The organism is Mesorhizobium sp. WSM1343 (assembly GCF_055901535.1).
Genome location: NZ_CM148370.1, coordinates 4,976,972 through 4,994,737 on the forward strand (window position 1 = coordinate 4,976,972; position 17,766 = coordinate 4,994,737).

A 17,766-nucleotide genomic window follows, 5' to 3' on the forward strand; every position below is an offset into this window, starting at 1 on the left:
CTTTTTGATTGACCATGGTTTTGTCCGAAACCGGAGCATGGTCTAGCCATTGACGCGTCTTGCGTCGCTGACGCTCGAATTGTCCTTGAGCTGCGATAGCAGCCGGTTGAGGTGCTTGAGATCCCAGACTTCGAGATCGATCAGCATTTCGGTGAAGTCGGGCGCAGTGCGCACCATCGACAGCGTATGGATGTTGGCGTCGTTCGAGGCAACCACCTGCGCTATATCGGCGAGTGACCCCGGCGCGTTGATGGCGGTGACCGATACGCGCGCCGGAAAGCGTTCCTTGGTGCGCTCATCGATGTCCCAGCGCACGTCGATCCAGCGCTCGGGCTGGTCATCGAACGCCTGCAGCGCTGGCGACTGGATCGGATAGATAGTGATGCCGGTGCCCGGCTGGACGATGCCGACGATGCGATCGCCAGGCACTGCCCCTTCCGGCGCGAAGCGCACCGGCAGATCGCCGCGCACGCCGCGGATCGGCACGGCTCCATCGCGCGGCTGGTCCTTGTCCTTGCGCGCGGCACGACCCGGAATCTGGAACAGCATGCCGGCGGCATTGCGGATCTTCGACCAGCCCTCCTCGCGCGGCTTGGGAACGGCCGTGGTGACGCGCTCGTCCTTGTAGTCAGGGAATACCGCCTTCATGACATCAGTGGAGGCGAGCTCGCCACGCCCGACAGAGGCCAGCACATCCTCGATGTCCTTGCGCGCCAGCCTGTGCAGCACCTGCTTCAGGCTCTCCTTGGTGAAGGTCTTGCCGGCACGCTCGAAGGCGCGTTCCAGGATGCGGATGCCGAGACCTGAATATTGCTTGCGGATGGCGTTCTTGGTGGCACGGCGGATGGCCGAGCGCGCCTTGCCGGTGACGACGACCGATTCCCACGCCGCCGGCGGCACCTGCGCCTTGGAGCGGATGATCTCGACCTCGTCGCCGTTCTTCAGTTCCGTCATCAGCGGCATGATGCGGCCGTTGACCTTGGCACCGACGCAGGTGTCGCCGACATCGGTGTGCACCGCATAGGCGAAGTCGATCGGTGTCGCGCCGCGCGGCAGCGCAATCAACATGCCTTTCGGGGTGAAGCAGAACACCTGGTCCTGGAACAGTTCCAGCTTGGTATTTTCGAGGAAATCCTCAGGGTTGTCGCCTTCGGCAAGCTGCTCGATGGTGCGGCGCAGCCAGGCGTAGGCGTTGGTTTCCTTTGAAATCGCGTGGGCGGCGCCATTCGTCTTGCCGCCGGTATCCTTGTAGATCGAATGGGCGGCGACGCCGTATTCGGCGATCTTGTTCATCTCTCGGGTGCGGATCTGCAGCTCGACACGCTGGCGCGACGGGCCGACAATGGTGGTGTGGATCGAGCGGTAGTCGTTCTGTTTCGGCGTCGAGATGTAGTCCTTGAAGCGACCCGGCACCATCGACCACGCGGTGTGGATGGCGCCAAGCGCCCGGTAGCAGTCCTCGACCGTGTCGACGACGACGCGAAAGCCGAAGATGTCAGAGAGCTGCTCGAAGGACAGCGCCTTGGCCTCCATCTTGCGGAACACCGACCACGGCTTCTTCTGCCGGCTCTTCACGCTGGCGTTGATCGCATGCTTCTCGAACAGCGTGGACAGTGCCTTTTCGATGTCCGTCAGCACGCCCTTGTTGCGTTCGAAGATTTCGGCAAGCCGTGCGGTGACGGCGCGATAGGCTTCAGGATTAATGAAGCGGAAGGCGATCTCCTCCAGCTCTTCACGCATGCCTTGCATGCCCATGCGCCCAGCCAGCGGCGCGTAGATATCCATTGTCTCCTCGGCGATGCGGAGGCGCTTGGCCTCCGGCATGTGGTCGAGGGTGCGCATATTGTGCAAACGATCGGCGAGCTTGACCAGCAGCACGCGGACATCTTCCGAAATCGCCAGCAGAAGCTTTCTCAGGTTTTCCGCCTGCTCGGCCTTCTTCGAGACCAGATCGAGCTTCTTCAACTTGGTCAGGCCCTCGACCAGCTTGCCCATTTCGGGGCCGAACAGATCGTCGATCTCGGCCCGCGTGGCGGTCGTGTCCTCGATGGTGTCGTGCAGCAGGGCGACCGCGATTGTCGCCTCGTCCATATGCATTTCGGTGAGGATGGCGGCGACTTCGAGCGGATGCGAGAAATACGGATCGCCGGAAGCGCGCTTCTGGTGGCCATGCTTCTGCATGGCATAGACATAGGCCTTGTTGAGCAACGCCTCGTTGACGTCAGGCTTGTAGCGCTGGACGCGCTCGACAAGCTCATACTGACGCATCATGGGCGGAATCTCGCGGTGCTGAAATGATTGATGCGCCGCACTAGCGTACGGCGCATCCCATAGATAGCCACGAAACTGACTGGACGGAAGTGCCGGAAACGTATTCCAGGCAGGTCCAGAACGCTGGCTTAGTAGTCGTCGCTCTTTTCCGGCGGCACCAGGCCCTCGATGCCGGCCAGGAGGTCTTCCTCGGTCATCCGGTCGAAGGTGATGTTCTCCTCGGCGTCGTCGGCGTCGGCGGCGGCAACGGCGGTGCCGGTCTGATCGGCAATCGCCTCGCCATCGGCCTCGGGCTCGTCGACCTCGACATGCTTCTGCAGCGAATGGATCAGATCTTCCTTGAGGTCGTCGGGCGACAGCGTCTCATCGGCGATCTCGCGCAGCGCCACAACCGGATTCTTGTCGTTGTCACGCGGCACTGTGATCGGCGCGCCCTGGCTGATCTGCCGGGCACGATGGCCGGCAAGGAGCACCAGCTCGAAGCGGTTGTCGACCTTGTCGATGCAATCTTCAACGGTTACGCGGGCCATGGATTGCCCCTTTCATGCGATGGATTTGATGGAAAACAGGCGCGGTCCATAACCCGAACGCCGTCAAAATACAAGCATCATGGCAATGGCTGGGTTGCATGGCGTCCAAACCTTGGTTCAAACACCCGATTTGGCAAAACCAGTCTGTGCTATGTGTTCGGTGTCCCGATCACAATTGCTTGCAGTGCCGCACGCGCCCTTGGATTGCCGCGAAACTGGCGCTATCTCGGATGGCATAGAGGTCAGCCGGTTTATTATGAGCCTGACCGAACGCTATCGCATTTGGTTTAGACGGGTGTTTATTTCGAGAAGGAATATTTTCCATGTTCGACCCTCGTGAAAAAATCGCCCTATTCATCGACGGCGCCAATCTCTACGCGACGTCGCGCGCGCTCGGCTTCGACATCGACTACCGCAAGCTTCTGTCGAGCTTCCAGAAGCGCGGCTATCTGCTGCGCGCCTATTATTACACGGCGCTGGTCGAGGATCAGGAATACTCCTCGATCCGTCCGCTGATCGACTGGCTCGACTATAATGGCTTCAAGGTGGTCACCAAGCCGGCCAAGGAATTCACCGACTCGACCGGCCGCCGCAAGATCAAGGGCAATATGGACATCGAGCTCACCGTCGATGCGCTGGAACTCGCCGATGTCGTCGACCACTACGTCATCTTTTCCGGCGACGGCGATTTCCGCACATTGGTCGAGGCATTGCAGCGGCGTGGCCGCAAGGTATCGATCGTCTCGACCATGGCCTCGCAGCCGCCGATGATCTCCGACGATCTGCGCCGCCAGGCCGACCATTTCATCGACCTGACGACGCTGAAGAACGAGGTTGGCCGTGACCCGTCCGAGCGGCCGGTGCGCAGGCCCGAGCCGGCCGAAGTCGACGAGGACGATTATTGAGGCCGGTCGCCTTGACCGTGCTTTCCGCCTCCGAACCCGGCCGCGATTGCCCGCTCTGCCCCAGGCTGCATGACTTCATCGCCGAGTGGCGGCAGCGCGAGCCGTCCTGGTTCAATGCACCGGTGCCGACTTTTTTACCACCCGAGGGTGACGCGGCGGTTCAGTTGCTGATCGTCGGGCTGGCGCCTGGCCTGCGCGGTGCCAATCGAACGGGCCGCCCGTTCACCGGCGACTATGCCGGCGACCTGCTCTACTCGACGATGATTTCGCACGGTTTTGCGCGCGGAGAGTTCAAGGCGCGGCCAGATGACGGATTGGAGCTGGTCGGCACCGCGATCACCAACGCGGTGCGCTGCGTGCCGCCGGAGAACAAGCCGGTGGGCGCTGAGATTGCCACCTGCCGGACATTCCTGGTGCCGACGATCGCCAGGTTCCCGAACCTGCGCGCCGTGCTGGCACTGGGATCGATCGCGCATCAGTCGACGGTGCGGGCGCTGGGCGGGCGTGTCGCCGCCTATCCGTTCAAGCATGGCGGGCAGCTGCCGACCGGCAGCATCACGCTGTTTTCGAGCTATCATTGCTCGCGCTACAACACCAACACCGGTGTGCTGACCGAAGCGATGTTCGTTAGCGTTTTCAGCCAGATAGCGGCGTTCCTGCAAAAATAGAGTCGGGCGCCAGCGGATCAGCTTGATGGCGCAAACAGTGCAGCCAGCACCGCCGGCCCACCCTTCAGCACGTTCATATCGACATCGCCATCGATGCCGTCGACGCGACCCCTGTTGTGGTACTGCCAGTAGACCCAGTCGTCGCGGTCCGGCTCCAGGAGCAACGAGCGGAGCCAGAGCGGACGGGCAGCAATGCGCCCTGCATAGGTCTGCGCTGCCTCATCGGTCAGATAGACGATCGCAGGCTTGCCGAACGTCGCCTCGACTGGAGCGAGGAACGCGGCCAGTTCGGCGTTCAATTGTTCGGGCGTCGGCCGCTGCGGGCAGTTGCCGCCGAATTCGATGTCGACGACCGGCGGCAGCAGCGGCTGGTCGTGCGGCACAACCGAGATGAAATTCTTCGCCTGGTCGGCGCCAGGTCGGCAAAAGGTGAAAAAGTGATAGGCGCCAACGGCGAGACCGGCGGCGCGGGCCTCTTCCAGATTCCTGGCGAAGGCATCGTCGACATGATCGCCGCCTTCGGTCGCCTTGATGACTGCGAAGGCGACATCGTCGGCGGCGACACGCGGCCAGTCGATCCGGCCCTGATGATGGGAAACGTCGATGCCCCTGAGCGGATATTTGTCGCGGTCCGGCGAGAATGCCCTGAAATAGATGTAGCCGCCTGCTGCGACGAAACATACCAAGACCAGACTGGCCAGACCAAAGAGGACAATCCGGTTCTTCAAGCGAATGGCCCCAGCCTACCCACGCTCTTTTAACAGCCGGCCCTTCTCGCGCGACCAATCGCGCTGCTTCTCGCTCTCGCGCTTGTCGTGCAGTTTCTTGCCGCGGCCGACAGCGAGCAGCAGCTTGGCGCGGCCCTGGTCGTTGAAATAGATCTTTAGCGGCACAAGCGTCATGCCTTCGCGGTCGACGCTTTGCGACAGTTTCGCCATTTCGCGCTTGTTGAGCAGCAGCTTGCGGCGCCGCCTGGGCTCGTGGTTGAAGCGGTTGGCCTGCAGATATTCCGGCAGATAGGAATTGATCAGCCAGATCTCGCCGCCTTCGACCGAGGCATAGCTGTCCTGGATATTGGCCTGGCCCTGGCGCAGCGACTTGACCTCGGTGCCGGTCAGCACCAGACCGGCCTCGACCGTGTCGAGCACCTCATAGGAAAACCGCGCCTTGCGGTTTTCCGAAACGGTCTTGTTGTTGGGATCGGCTTTTCTGACTTGATTCATGATGCGGAGAGGTGGCGCCTCATCCCTAATTAATCAAGCCGGCGTGCTTCATAGCCGCATCGATCTTGTCGGCAGTCGACTGTTCGATCGTCACCAACGGCGAGCGCAGCACGTTTTCGACCTTGCCTAGCTTCGACAGCGCGTATTTGGCGCCGGAAACGCCAGGCTCGATGAAGATCGCCTTGTGCAGCGGCAGCAGGCGATCCTGCAGATCCAGCGCCTTGGCGCTGTCGCCGGCAAGCGTTGCCTCCTGGAATTCGGCGCACAGCCGCGGCGCGACGTTCGACGTCACCGAAATACAGCCGACGCCGCCATGCGCGTTGAATCCAAGCGCCGAAGCATCTTCGCCCGAAAGCTGGATGAAATCCTTGCCGCACGTGGCACGCTGCTCGGAAACCCGTTCGACCTTGCCGGTGGCATCCTTGACACCGACGATGTTCTTGAAGTCGTGCACGAGCCGGCCCATCGTGTCCGGCATCATGTCGATGACCGAGCGCGGCGGGATGTTGTAGATGATGATCGGCAGCTTGGTCGCCCTGGCGACCGCCGCGAAGTGCTCATACAGGCCGCGCTGCGTCGGCCTGTTATAATAAGGCGTGACGACCAGGGCGGCATCGGCGCCGGCCTTCTCGGCATACTGCACGAGCCCGACGGCTTCCTCGGTGTTGTTGGAACCAGCGCCGGCGACGACCGGAACTCGTCCCTTGGCCACCTCGATGCACACCTTGACGACCTGGCGGTGCTCGTCATGCGACAGTGTCGGCGACTCGCCGGTGGTGCCGACCGGCACCAGGCCCGTCGTGCCCTCCGCGAGTTGCCATTCGACGAATGCGCGAAAGGCTTTCTCGTCGAAACGCCCGCTCTTTTCGAACGGTGTCACGAGCGCAGTAAGCGAGCCTCTCAGCATATCGTCCAACTCCTTGGCACTTCTGGTGTTTTGTGTCGGTGTTTGTGGTCGCGCCTTCTAACCGAAAGCGAAGCGGCGCACCATAGTCTCGACATGGTTGCGCGGCAAGCATTGCCATGGTGCCAGCAAGCGCAATTCGAACGGCCTCGCTAACTCTTTGTTTACGGGCTCTTCACGACCTAAGTTTAGGCTTCGAGGCATCTTCGCCAGCTTGTGGAATGCCAGGACAAGGAAAGATTTAGGGATCATGCCGGGCGGTCGGCCTCACCTTCTCGCGCTGCTTGGCGCCGCGCTCGCGCTGATGCCGGGCATGGCGATCAGCGGCAGCGTGGACGCACGGGTCACCTCAGCCATTCCGATTCCAGGCGCGGCAATTGCGCTGCCAGACCTGCAGGACAGAACGCGACAGGCGCCCTTGCCCGACGTCGCCCCTCTGAAAAGCGGACTGGATGCGTTGGCGCAGGGTGATAGTCCCCGCGCTCGTGGCGTGCGCGATGCCCTTCCGGCGCAGTCGCTCGACCAGCATATCCTTGCCTGGGCGATCGCGCTTTATGGCGGCGACAAGGTTCCGAGCGACGATATCACTGCTGCGGCCAAGATGCTGCCCAACTGGCCGGGGACCGTAGCCCTTCGCAAGAACAGCGAGCGCGCGCTCTATCGAGAGAACCCTGCCCCCGACATCGTCATCAGGGCGTTCGATGGCAGCCAGCCGCAGACATTCGAAGGCGTGATGGTTCTCGCCCGCGCCTATGTGGCGTCCAGCAATACCAAGGCGGCGCGTTCCGTGCTGTCGCCCTTCTGGCGCACCGCGATCCTGGAGGCCAAGGACGAGGCGGCGCTGATCAAGGAATTCGGCAGCCTGATCCCGGCCGCGGACCACCGCTTTCGCATGGAGCGCATGTTCTATGCCGACCGCGCGAATTCCGCGCTGCGCGTCGCCGGCCTCGCCGGCGCCCAGCAGCTCGCCGATGCATGGGCGGCGGCCGACAAAGGCGACAAGAACGCGCCCAAGCTGCTGAAGGCCGTGCCGGCAATGCAACGTTCGGCCGGCTACTTCTTCGCGCAGGCCGAATATTTGCACAAGCAGGAGGATTTTGCCGGCGCTGCAGCCATTGTGATGCAGGCACCGACCGATCGCGAAGCTCTGGTCGATCCGGATGCCTGGTGGGTCGAGCGCCGGGTGCTGTCGCGTGAACTGGTCGACCAGGGCGACATGAAGGCCGCGTACAAGATCGTCGCTACACACGCTGCCGAAAGTGCCACCAACGCGGCCGACGCCGAATTCCATGCCGGCTGGTACGCGTTGCGCGGCCTGAACGACCCCAAGCTTGCCGCAACGCATTTCGCTCGCATCGCCGACCTTGCCCAAGGGCCGATGACGCTGTCGCGCGCGTATTACTGGCTCGGCCGTGCCGCCGAAGTCGGCGGCCCGGGCAACGCCAAGGATTATTTTGCGCGCGCCGCTGCCTACGGCACGACATTCTACGGCCAGCTTGCCGCCGAACGTGTCGGCCGGCAGGCGCTCAACATCGTCTATCCCTCGCCAAGCGCAGCCGACCGGCAGAACTTTGCCGGCCGCGAGGCCGTCAGCGCCATCAAGCGGCTGCAGGAGGCGGGCTACGACCGCTATGCCGAGACGCTCTATCGCGACCTTGCCGGCCAGTTGACCAGTCCAGGCGAACTGGCGCTGCTCGCTGTCCTTGCCGAAAAGCAAGGGAACCATTTTATGGCGCTGAAAATCGGCAAGATCGCCGGGGCGCGCGGCATCGATGTCGGCGCACTGTCGCATCCGCTCGGCGTCATTCCCGCTTCGGCTGACATTTCCGGCTCAGGCAAGGCGCTGGCTTATGCGATCGCCCGCCAGGAAAGCGAATTCAACATCGGCGCCGTGTCGAGCGCCGGCGCGCGCGGGCTGCTGCAGCTGATGCCGGGAACCGCAAGGCAATTGGCGAAGAAGGCCGGGCTGCAGTTTTCGCAAACACGGCTGACCACCGATGCCGGCTACAACGCGACGCTTGGTTCGGCCTTCCTCGGCGAACAGCTCGACCGCTTCAACGGCTCTTACGTGCTGACCTTCGCCGGCTACAATGCTGGCCCCAACCGGGCCAGCCAGTGGGTGGCCAGATATGGCGACCCGCGCGGCAAGGACATCGACGCGGTCGTCGACTGGATCGAGCGGATTCCCTACACGGAAACAAGAAGTTACGTTCAGCGAGTGATGGAGAATTACGAGGTCTACAAGATGCGTATTTCCGGCAAATACGACATTGTCGGGGATCTGGTGAACGGGCGGAGTTGAGCCTTTCTGTCCTTCTCCACTTGTGGGAGAAGGCAAGAGCGCCTTTTATTGACCATCCCTGCCCTCGCCTGTAGCTGTCCAGATTGATACAGCGAGGTCGCACATTCCGATGGCAAGCGAGCAACTTTTTTCCGACTTCTTCTACAGCGCACCGGACGGGTTAAAACTCCATGCGCGCGTCTATGGCGAGGCCAATTCCGGACCCTGGCCGGTTGTCTGCCTGCCTGGCCTGACCCGCAATGCCAGGGATTTTCACGAGCTGGCGCTCTATCTGTCGACGCATGCGGCAACTCCACGAAAGGTCATCGCCTTCGACTACCGCGGGCGCGGGCAGTCAGCTTATGATCCCGACGTCAAAAATTACAATGTCGGCGTGGAGGCCGGCGACATTCTCGCCGGGCTGGCGGCGCTGAACATCGGAGAAGCGGCCTTCATCGGCACCTCGCGCGGGGGATTGATCATCCATGTGCTCGGGACGATGCGGCCATCCGTCCTGAAAGCCATTGTTTTCAACGACATCGGACCGGTGATCGAGACGGCCGGACTTGCCCATATCCAGTCTTATCTCGAGCGCGACCCGGCACCGAAAACACGCACACAGACGACCGCCGCCCAGCGCAGTGTGCATGGCGAAGACTTCTCCGCCCTTGCCGGCGCCGATTGGGATCGGATGGTATGGGCTCTCTACCGCGAAACGGATGGTGGACTGGTGCCGGATTTCGATCCGAAGCTGGTGGATACCGTTGCCAGTCTCGATCTGACGCAGAAGCTGCCTGATCTATGGCCTCAATTCGAGGCGTTGGCCGCCATCCCGTTGCTCGCCATACGTGGTGCCAATTCGAGATTGCTGTCGATAGACACGCTCAAGCAGATGAAAGAGCGCCATTTCATGATGGAGACGATCACCGTCGAGGGCCAGGGCCATGCGCCGTTCCTCGAGACCGGCAGCCTACCGGGCGACATAGGCACTTTTCTCGATCAAGCCGAGCGGAAGAATATCCTGAAGTAAATCCCATGACCGATCAAGGTCACGGGATAGCTAAGATAGTATAGGCAAGTTTCTTCAGCCTACTTGGCTTTTGAACTTTTCCGAGTCGCTTTCGGGGACTCCTTAGCGGCGGCGGCTGCCCCGTCCCTCTTTTTCCGCTCTGCCGTCGGCGACGAAGGCGTCGTCACGGGCGAAGAAAACATGGGGCCTTCAGCGCAATTGCCGCCCGGCTGAGTCGATCGAGGCGTTTCCAGCACGATGACACAGCCATCGAGATCGTTGGTGGCCAGATGCGCGTAGCGCATCGTCATCGACAGCGTTTGGTGGCCGAGCCACATCTGCACGCGCCTGATGTCGATGCCGCCCTGGACAAGACGCGAGGCGCAGGTATGGCGCAATATGTGCGGCACCACCTGATCGTCGGCGCCGAGGCCGACTTCGGCCTTCGCGTCGTTCCAGATGGCACGGAACTGTGCCTGGCTGAGCTTGGTGAACGGTCCTTTGGGCCGACGACCCTCGGTGGGAGGCAGCTTGATGACCTCCTTGACCCGCTCGGTCATTGGAATGGTGCGGCTGCGGCCGGATTTGGTGATCCAGAACGAGACGCGATGCTCCTGGATATCGTTCCAGATCAGCCCGAGCGCCTCGCCGAGACGGCATCCGGTGTCGACCAGGAAGACGGAAAGCCTGTAGGCATCCTCGCTGCGGCTCTTGATGGCGGCGAACAGGCGCGCCTCTTCGTCCCTTTCGAGGAAGCGAATCCGACCGGCCCGCTCCTTCTGGCGGCGGAACTCGGGCAGGCTGTGGATATCTCCCATCTTGTGAGCCTTGCGCAGCAGTTTGCTGAGGGCAGCCATCTTTCGATTGATGGTTGCGTTGCTGTTGCCGCGCTGGCGCAGGGTGCCGATAAGGTTGTCCAGGGTACTTTGGTCAAAGGCGCTGAAACGCTCACCAAGGAGAATCTCGTCTATTTCGCCGATGAACGAGCTGACATTATACTTATGCCGCCCATCATCCCATAATATGTCCCGATATGCTGAAAAAAGATCTCCGACCCGATGCGATTTTACTTCTCTAATCTTGTTGTAGGTGTATCGAATCTTCGGACTTTGAGAAGAAAACATCGAAAAATGATCAGAGGACTCGCCCTCTTGAATCGCTTCGTTCGTCATCATTTGCCACACCCCCGAGTGGGATAGGTCAGCCCTACCCGCTTGGAAGCGTCCTTTCAAGAGATTTTAATCACGCAGTTGTGATTTCATCCGCCCATCAGCGGATCCCACGAAACCACCCCACGGATTTATTCAGCTACCGTTACCCCCATCCTTCCGTTTGCCTTGATCCAGTCACGAAACAAAAACAGCCCGGGCGTTTGCGCGCCCGGGCTGGATTTCACCTGTAAGGAACCAGCCCTTAGAACGAGCGCTGGAAGCGGAGGATACCGCCGATGTTGCTCTTCTTGTCGGCATGGGTCCAGTTGGACACGGTGTCGTTGCCGACATTAAGGTAATCGACTTCGGCCGTAACCGTGAAGCCAGGAACGACGTCGTAGGCGATGTTCGCCGCGATGCCGAGGTTCTTGCCCTCGTCATATGACACCTGAGCGTTGAACGAGGTCTTCTCGTTGAACTTGTAGGTGCCACCGCCCCACAGTGCCCAATTGCCGCTCCACTGCTTGTACATGCCGCGACCACCAGCAGGGAAATTCAAGCTTGCGTCGGTGTAGTTGTCGTCGGTGCCGTAACCGCCCATGATGAACAGCGTCAGCTCGTTCGTCGCGTTCACGTCCAAGCGAACCTTGGTGGCGACTTCTTCGTAGTTGCTGTCATACGAAACAACGCCGGTGATTGCACCCCAGCCCTGCGTCCACTTCACACCGCCGACGACATGCGGAACATAGCTGTCGATCGTGTAGGCGCCATAGCCTTCTTCGAGTGAAACCACAGCCGAGAAGCCGTTGCCAGCATCGAAGTAATACTGGATGACGTTGGTGTCGAAGCCGCCATAGGGAACCAGCGTATCCTGGATGACGTTGCCGGCGTAGCCGACGAACGTATCGAAGGCCGATTCGTCCTTACCGACGCGCAGGCCACCGAGCTGGATCCAGGCGAAGTTCAGCGAAACAGGCTCGTTGCCAGCAGCATTGATGAACGGGCTCGTATCGCGTTGGGTGTTGCTGAAATTGAAGCGGGTCTCGGTGTAGGTCTTCAAGGTGCCGAGTTCGGTTTCCTGACCGGTCCAGGTCTTCAGCGTGAAGCGGGCTCTCTTGCGCCAGGTGTCGTTGCTCTCACCGATGTCCTGATGATCTGCGCTTCTTGCACCATCGAACGAGCCGACGTCGCCGCCACCGATGTCATAACGGATATAGCCGCCGATGCGCAGGCAGGTCTCGGTGCCGGGGATGTAGAAGTAGCCAGCGCCGTAGACGTCGCAAATCTTGACGTATTCAGCGGGTTCCGGCTCGGCGACGACGACGGCGTCGGCGGCGCGCGCACCGGAAACTGCGATCAGGGCCGCAGCGGAGCCGAGGAGAAGGCTCTTAATGTTCATTTTCTGACCTCCAGTCAAAAGTTAAAAAACGGGTCTGGGTATTCTTTGCTGAAGGACAGCGTTCCCTGCCCCATCCCCACTACCGAAAAAGATGCGCACCGCGCCGCTCCTTCGAAATCGACATTACCCATGAGGCGGCGAGGTTCAACCACGATCGTACCGGTGAAAGGGCTGCCTGGCTGCTATCCCCCGGCGTTGTTGCACAAATGACACGATTTGGCCTCACTCAGAAAGCTCTCGTTAACCATCAGGCCGCCGCACTCCCTTGTTTGCCGGCGAATCCGGCGATGGGCCGACGGAATCATGGCGAATTCCCGAGTCGCTAGCCAGGAAACAACCGCAGAACCGCCACATCCATGGGGGTCGCGGTTCGGCGCCTTCTTATTTTTGCATATAATGATGCGGGCTTGTTGATTGTGCCGGCGCTTTTCTTTATCCAGCGGCGCAACGGAGAGGTGGCCGAGTGGTCGAAGGCGCTCCCCTGCTAAGGGAGTAGAGGTCAAAAGCTTCTCGTGGGTTCGAATCCCATCCTCTCCGCCACCCTACGCCCTGCGGGCTTCGGGTGGCAGGCCACCCGGAACCGCATCGGCGTGGGAGTGTCGCCCGAAGCTACGAAGTAGCGTACGGGGACCATGTGGTACGTGTATTTCCTGCAGCTTCATAATGGCGATGTCTATGTCGGGTCGACAAACGACCTTCGACGCCGGTTCGAATCGCATCAATCAGGCTATGTGACTTCGACCAGAGCCTATCTGCCTGTAGCCCTGAAGACCTATATCGCGGTCGAAACCGAGACCAACGCACGGCAGTTCGAGCGATATTTCAAGACCGGATCGGGCAAGGCTTTCGCCAGTAAACGGCTTTGGCGGACAGAGCCCCGCTGAAGGCCTTTTTATCTATCCATCTGAAATATAAAGAAAAAAATACATGAGAGCTGGGTTTTACCGACCTCCGTTCTCGATTCTGACTGGAGGTCAGAAAATGAACATTAAGAGCCTTCTCCTCGGCTCCGCTGCGGCCCTGATCGCAGTTTCCGGTGCGCGCGCCGCCGACGCCGTCGTCGTCGCCGAGCCGGAACCCGCTGAATACGTCAAGATTTGCGACGTCTACGGCGCTGGCTACTTCTACATCCCCGGCACCGAGACCTGCCTGCGCGTCGGCGGCTATGTCCGTTATGACATCGGCGGTGGCGACCTCGGTTCGTTCGATGGTGCAAAAGCCGCGGATCACCAGGATGGTGATGACCACAATACCTGGCTGAAGAATACCCGCTTCACGCTGAAGACCTGGACAGGCCAGGAAACCGAACTCGGCACCTTGAAGACCTACACCGAGACCCGCTTCAACTTCGGCGACGACAACGCCTTCGAGGACGTCAACGCCGCCCACAACCGGGACGTCTCGCTGAACTTCGCCTGGATCCAGCTCGGCGGCCTGCGCGTCGGTAAGGACGAATCGGCCTTCGATACGTTCGTCGGCTACGCCGGCAACGTCATCAACGACACGCTCGTTCCCTACGGCGATTTCGACACCAACGTCGTCCAGTACTACTTCGACGCCGGCAACGGCTTCTCGGCAGTGGTCTCGCTGGAAGAAGGTAACGCCAATGACACGATCGACAGCTATGTTCCGCATGTCGTCGGCGGCGTGAAGTACACGCAGGGCTGGGGCGCCATCACCGGTGTCGTCGCCTATGACAGCAATTACGAAGAAGTGGCCGGCAAGGTTCGCCTGGATGTGAACGTCTCCAACGAACTCTCGCTGTTCATCATGGGCGGCTACGGTTCGGACGACAATCTCAACGATAACCTCAGCAATCATGTCGACGCCAACGGTCGCGGCTTCTACAAGATGTGGGGTGGCAATTGGGCAGTGTGGGGCGGTGGCACCTACAAATTCAACGAAAAAACCTCGTTCAACGCTCAGGTGTCTGCTGACGATTGGAAGAACGTCGGCGTTGCCGCGAACATCGCTTACGACGTTGTGCCGGGCTTCACGGTCACGGCCGAAGTCGACTACCTCCATGCAGGCCGATTTGGCGATGTCAACTATGTTAACCCATCGTTCACACCGGCCGACAAGAAGAACAGCATCGGCGGCCTCCTCCGCTTCCAGCGCTCGTTCTAATATATTTCGACTTGTCGAAATCGAAAACCCGGCGGGCAACCGCTGGGTTTTTTACGCCGGGTTCCGAGAGACTCGTCAAATGCAGTTGAGCCGCCCCGAGACCGAGCCCCTGCACTTCTTGAAGGTTTGCGAGCGACAATAGCCAGCCGACGAAGCCGAGCCCCGGCAGCTCCGGCAGTCCGGCAGTGCGTGAGTTTTCGCGCCAAGCACTTCGAGCGTGTCGACCAGCAGAATCAATTGACCAACCGAGCGATTGTGTTGGGATCATCGGGTGCGGAATCACGCGCATCCGTAAGCTTCTTCAGCTCTATTTCTCAGCAGTGCCAACCAAATCGAGGAGACGTGCGCGCATGAGCGGAACGCAGGACTGGTCTGAGTTACGTGTCCGCCAAGTCGCCCAAAGCATCGATGAGTGGCTGGATCTCGCCTTCATAATTCTTCCAGCGCTTGACCGACGATTTGTAGATCGGTTGGCGAACCTGCCAGCGACTGGGTGTGTTGACCGAACCATCCCTGTCGAAAAAGCGCAGGCAGGCGTCATCCCAGGGCAGCCCAAGGTAATCGATGAGGCGGCGTGACTGCGCTTCCTGATCGTCGACCAGCGTCTCGTACTGATTTTCGAAGATCAGGTTCGGGAAAACCTCGTTCCAATGCTGCATCAGGCGGTCATATTCTCGATAGTACAGGCCGAGTGTCTTCAGGTCGGTGTTGTAGCTGTGCCCCTCGCCGAATTTCTGGACAAAACAAGAGACGCAATTGTCGATGGCGTCACGACGGCAATGAATGATTCGCGCGTTGGGAAAGAGAACGGCGATAAGACCGATCAGCTCAAAATTATGAGGCATCTTATCCACGATCCGAAGCGCGGCAGGCGCTCGCTCCCTCAGATAGGTCAGGTGCTCTTCGGCCAGTGTTCCGGACAGGTGTTCTGTGATCGACGCCATCGCATGGTTTAGCCTCCCGGCCGATGACTTTCTGAGGTCGATCGCATTCGCGACTCTTCTGAGTTTGCTTAGTTCCCCTGCGCCATGGACATCGGGATGACTTGCGCAAATTTGTTCCGTGAGTGTCGTTCCCGAGCGCGGCATGCCGACCACGAACACAGGAACTTCCGAAGGATTTCCGTAACCCGACCTGGCAGCCAGCATCTCAGGCGTGAAGGTCTCAATCAGTGAATCTACCCACCGACGGTATTGGTCGATATCGAAGTAGCGGCCCGAGGCCTGTTTGGCCTTGTTGAAATGGCCGAATGCATCCTTATAGCGCTTGAGGTCGTTCAGCACCTTGCCGGCCGCCAGATGGAGCTTCTCTACGCCGTCCAGATCAAGCTTGGGATTGCCGAGTTCACCAACGATGGATTGTAGTTCCTTTGGCTCTTCGGTGAACTTTTGCGTCTGTACAAGGTCGTTGTAGGCAGTCGGCATTGCGATGCGACGTTCGATTGCTTCTTTAAGAAAGGCGGCGGCCTCGTCCATGCGCCCCAGGCTGCTGAGCGCGCTGGCCAGTCCTATCCGCACTTTGGGATGATCGCGGTTGATCTTCAGCGCCTTCTCATAGAGCGGCAAAGCCATGTCGGGTTTATCAAACTGGATATAAGCGTCCCCCAATGCACAAAGCGCTTCGATGAGACCTGGCTGCAACTCCAAGGCATACTGCATATGCTCGATTGCCGGTGAATATTCACTGACCTTCACATAGGCCGAAGCCAAACCAAGGTGGTAGTAGGGGTTTTTTGGTTCCTCGCCGACCGCTCGTGCGAAATATCGCAAGGCCGCCTCATCGTCGTAGCCCAGGCACACGGTCCCCAAAATATACAGGGCGAGCGGATGGTTAGGCGTGCGCGCCAGCACCCGAAGGCATAGGTCCTGAGCCTCGTTAAGCCGCTTGGCCTGCTGAAACTGATACGCCTGCTCCAGCAACGCATCGTCTGCCTGCGCAGGCGAAAGCGAATTTGCGTTGCGCAGATTTGGCTGCGGGAATTTGGGTTTCGGCCCGGTTTGGACCTTGAGGTGTTTGGACCAGGCCGGCGGCAGACGATTGTTCATGATGTCTCGCTAGCAAAAGCGGCCGAAAGAATCCAGCGTTACGGATCTGCCCAGCGGCAACTTGCACCGACCCATCCGGCGCGCTAGCAAGAAGGCCCTTTCAAGCGAGCTTCCACCATGCACCAGCGCCCTCCCCTCATGCCGCTCATCGCAGCGCTTCCCTCGACGGTGCCGTTTGTCGGCCCCGAAGCGCAGGAGCGCGAGCGTGGCCGCGCTTTTCGCGCCCGCATCGGCGCCAATGAGAGCAGCTTTGGTCCCTCGCCGCGCGTCATCGCCCGCATGGCCGAGATCGCCGGCGACATGTGGATGTATTGCGATCCCGACAATCACGATCTGAAGGTGGCGGTAGCCGCGCATCACGGCGTAAAAGCAGAGAACGTCGTTGTCGGCGAAGGCATAGATGGCCTGCTCGCTCTGGTGGCACGCATGTATGTTGCACCCGGCGATGCTGTGGTCACATCGCTCGGCGCTTATCCGACCTTCAACTTCCACATCGCCGGTGTCGGCGGACGACTGGTGACGGTCCCTTACGAGAACGACCGGGAAAGCCTGGATGGCCTGCTGGCTGCGGTGCGCAGGGACAAGGCCCCGCTGGTCTATCTCTCCAACCCCGACAATCCGATGGGCAGTTGGTGGGAGGCGAGCGAGATCATCCGCTTCATCGAGGCGCTGCCGGAAACCACCATGCTGGTGCTCGACGAGGCCTATGGCGAACTCGGGCCGGCCTCGGCGCTGCCGCCGATCGATATCTCCAGGCCAAACGTCATCCGCATGCGAACCTTCTCGAAGGCGTACGGGCTGGCGGGCATACGCTGCGGCTATGCGATCGCCGAGGCCCAGGTGATCCGCGACTTCGAGAAGATCCGCAACCATTACGGCGTCAGCCGCATGGCGCAGATCGCCGGCGTCGAGGCGCTCGCCGATCAGCACTATCTGCAAAGCGTGGTGGCGCGGGTCGCGGCCGGCCGCCGACGCATCGCCGGTATTGCCGAGGCGAACGGGCTGAAGCCACTGGCATCGGCGACCAATTTCGTCACCATCGATTGCTGCGGCGACGGCGCCTTCGCGCTGAAAGTTCTGCAAGGCCTGCTGTCACGCGACGTCTTCATCCGCAAGCCGATGGTGCCACGGCTCGACCGCTGCATCCGCGTCAGCGTCGGCCTCGATCACGAGCTTGACATTTTTGCCGAGGAACTCCCCGGTGCTTTGGCGGCGGCTCGGGGCAATTAGGATACCGCTGGCGCGCAGCCGGC

General features: G+C 60.5%; 15 protein-coding genes and 1 tRNA gene. 8 read left to right on the forward strand and 8 right to left on the reverse strand.

Annotation, left to right across the window (positions count from 1 at the left end):
- Positions 1-42 precede the first annotated feature (42 nt).
- Together AC0NIL_RS24490 and rpoZ are read right to left on the reverse strand one after the other, a co-directional pair.
- Positions 43-2,271: a RelA/SpoT family protein gene (locus AC0NIL_RS24490; protein WP_013532590.1), complete on the reverse strand. Its 2,229-nt coding sequence runs from the start codon at positions 2,269-2,271 to the stop codon at positions 43-45.
- Between the two features lie 128 nt (positions 2,272-2,399).
- A complete protein-coding gene (gene rpoZ, locus AC0NIL_RS24495; RefSeq protein WP_027162662.1) occupies positions 2,400-2,801 on the reverse strand; it encodes a DNA-directed RNA polymerase subunit omega in 402 nt (133 codons plus the stop codon).
- Positions 2,802-3,124: 323 nt separating this feature from the next.
- Between rpoZ and AC0NIL_RS24500 the strand changes: the two genes are divergently transcribed.
- Complete coding sequence (locus tag AC0NIL_RS24500) at positions 3,125-3,706, forward strand: LabA-like NYN domain-containing protein (RefSeq protein WP_010915096.1); 582 nt, start codon at positions 3,125-3,127, stop codon at positions 3,704-3,706.
- A gap of 11 nt (positions 3,707-3,717) precedes the next feature.
- Complete coding sequence (locus tag AC0NIL_RS24505; protein WP_473574110.1) at positions 3,718-4,374, forward strand: uracil-DNA glycosylase; 657 nt, start codon at positions 3,718-3,720, stop codon at positions 4,372-4,374.
- A 17-nt stretch (positions 4,375-4,391) separates the two neighbouring features.
- On the opposite strand, the gene AC0NIL_RS24510 is transcribed toward AC0NIL_RS24505, so the two are convergent.
- The 3 genes from AC0NIL_RS24510 to dapA are packed head-to-tail and all read right to left on the reverse strand — an operon-like array spanning position 4,392 to position 6,504.
- The gene (locus tag AC0NIL_RS24510) at positions 4,392-5,102 is read right to left on the reverse strand and encodes a glycoside hydrolase family 25 protein (RefSeq protein WP_473574109.1); all 711 of its coding nucleotides are present in this window, start codon (positions 5,100-5,102) and stop codon (positions 4,392-4,394) included.
- A 15-nt stretch (positions 5,103-5,117) separates the two neighbouring features.
- Positions 5,118-5,597, reverse strand: coding sequence for an SsrA-binding protein SmpB (gene smpB, locus AC0NIL_RS24515; RefSeq protein ID WP_013532594.1), 480 nt, complete (start codon positions 5,595-5,597; stop codon positions 5,118-5,120).
- Between the two features lie 25 nt (positions 5,598-5,622).
- Positions 5,623-6,504, reverse strand: a complete 882-nt coding sequence (gene dapA / locus AC0NIL_RS24520) for a 4-hydroxy-tetrahydrodipicolinate synthase (RefSeq protein ID WP_013532595.1) — start codon at positions 6,502-6,504, stop codon at positions 5,623-5,625.
- 247 nt (positions 6,505-6,751) lie between these two features.
- Here dapA and AC0NIL_RS24525 point away from each other — a divergent pair, with 247 nt between their 5' ends.
- Positions 6,752-8,803: a lytic transglycosylase domain-containing protein gene (locus tag AC0NIL_RS24525; protein ID WP_473574108.1), complete on the forward strand. Its 2,052-nt coding sequence runs from the start codon at positions 6,752-6,754 to the stop codon at positions 8,801-8,803.
- Between the two features lie 109 nt (positions 8,804-8,912).
- Positions 8,913-9,812, forward strand: coding sequence for an alpha/beta fold hydrolase (locus AC0NIL_RS24530; RefSeq protein WP_275953630.1), 900 nt, complete (start codon positions 8,913-8,915; stop codon positions 9,810-9,812).
- Between the two features lie 59 nt (positions 9,813-9,871).
- Here the strand turns inward: AC0NIL_RS24530 and AC0NIL_RS24535 are convergent, their stop codons facing one another.
- Both AC0NIL_RS24535 and AC0NIL_RS24540 read right to left on the reverse strand, forming a co-directional pair.
- Complete coding sequence (locus tag AC0NIL_RS24535) at positions 9,872-10,966, reverse strand: tyrosine-type recombinase/integrase (protein WP_013532598.1); 1,095 nt, start codon at positions 10,964-10,966, stop codon at positions 9,872-9,874.
- Between the two features lie 238 nt (positions 10,967-11,204).
- On the reverse strand, positions 11,205-12,341 hold the full coding sequence (locus AC0NIL_RS24540; protein WP_013532599.1) for a porin: 1,137 nt from the start codon (positions 12,339-12,341) through the stop codon (positions 11,205-11,207).
- A gap of 449 nt (positions 12,342-12,790) precedes the next feature.
- Here AC0NIL_RS24540 and AC0NIL_RS24545 point away from each other — a divergent pair.
- From AC0NIL_RS24545 to AC0NIL_RS24555, 3 genes are all read left to right on the forward strand, one after another.
- A tRNA-Ser gene (locus AC0NIL_RS24545) sits at positions 12,791-12,881 on the forward strand.
- Positions 12,882-12,973: 92 nt separating this feature from the next.
- Positions 12,974-13,225, forward strand: a complete 252-nt coding sequence (locus AC0NIL_RS24550; protein WP_013532600.1) for a GIY-YIG nuclease family protein — start codon at positions 12,974-12,976, stop codon at positions 13,223-13,225.
- A 97-nt stretch (positions 13,226-13,322) separates the two neighbouring features.
- Positions 13,323-14,468, forward strand: coding sequence for a porin (locus AC0NIL_RS24555; RefSeq protein WP_013532601.1), 1,146 nt, complete (start codon positions 13,323-13,325; stop codon positions 14,466-14,468).
- A gap of 377 nt (positions 14,469-14,845) precedes the next feature.
- On the opposite strand, the gene AC0NIL_RS24560 is transcribed toward AC0NIL_RS24555, so the two are convergent.
- Positions 14,846-16,513 carry a tetratricopeptide repeat-containing sulfotransferase family protein gene (locus AC0NIL_RS24560; RefSeq protein WP_063171757.1) on the reverse strand — a complete coding sequence of 556 codons (1,668 nt, stop codon included), beginning with the start codon at positions 16,511-16,513 and terminating at the stop codon, positions 14,846-14,848.
- A 117-nt stretch (positions 16,514-16,630) separates the two neighbouring features.
- Here AC0NIL_RS24560 and AC0NIL_RS24565 point away from each other — a divergent pair, with 117 nt between their 5' ends.
- Positions 16,631-17,743 (forward strand): pyridoxal phosphate-dependent aminotransferase, encoded by a 1,113-nt coding sequence (locus AC0NIL_RS24565; RefSeq protein ID WP_275953634.1) that lies wholly within the window; start codon positions 16,631-16,633, stop codon positions 17,741-17,743.
- The last annotated feature ends 23 nt before the right edge of the window (positions 17,744-17,766 follow it).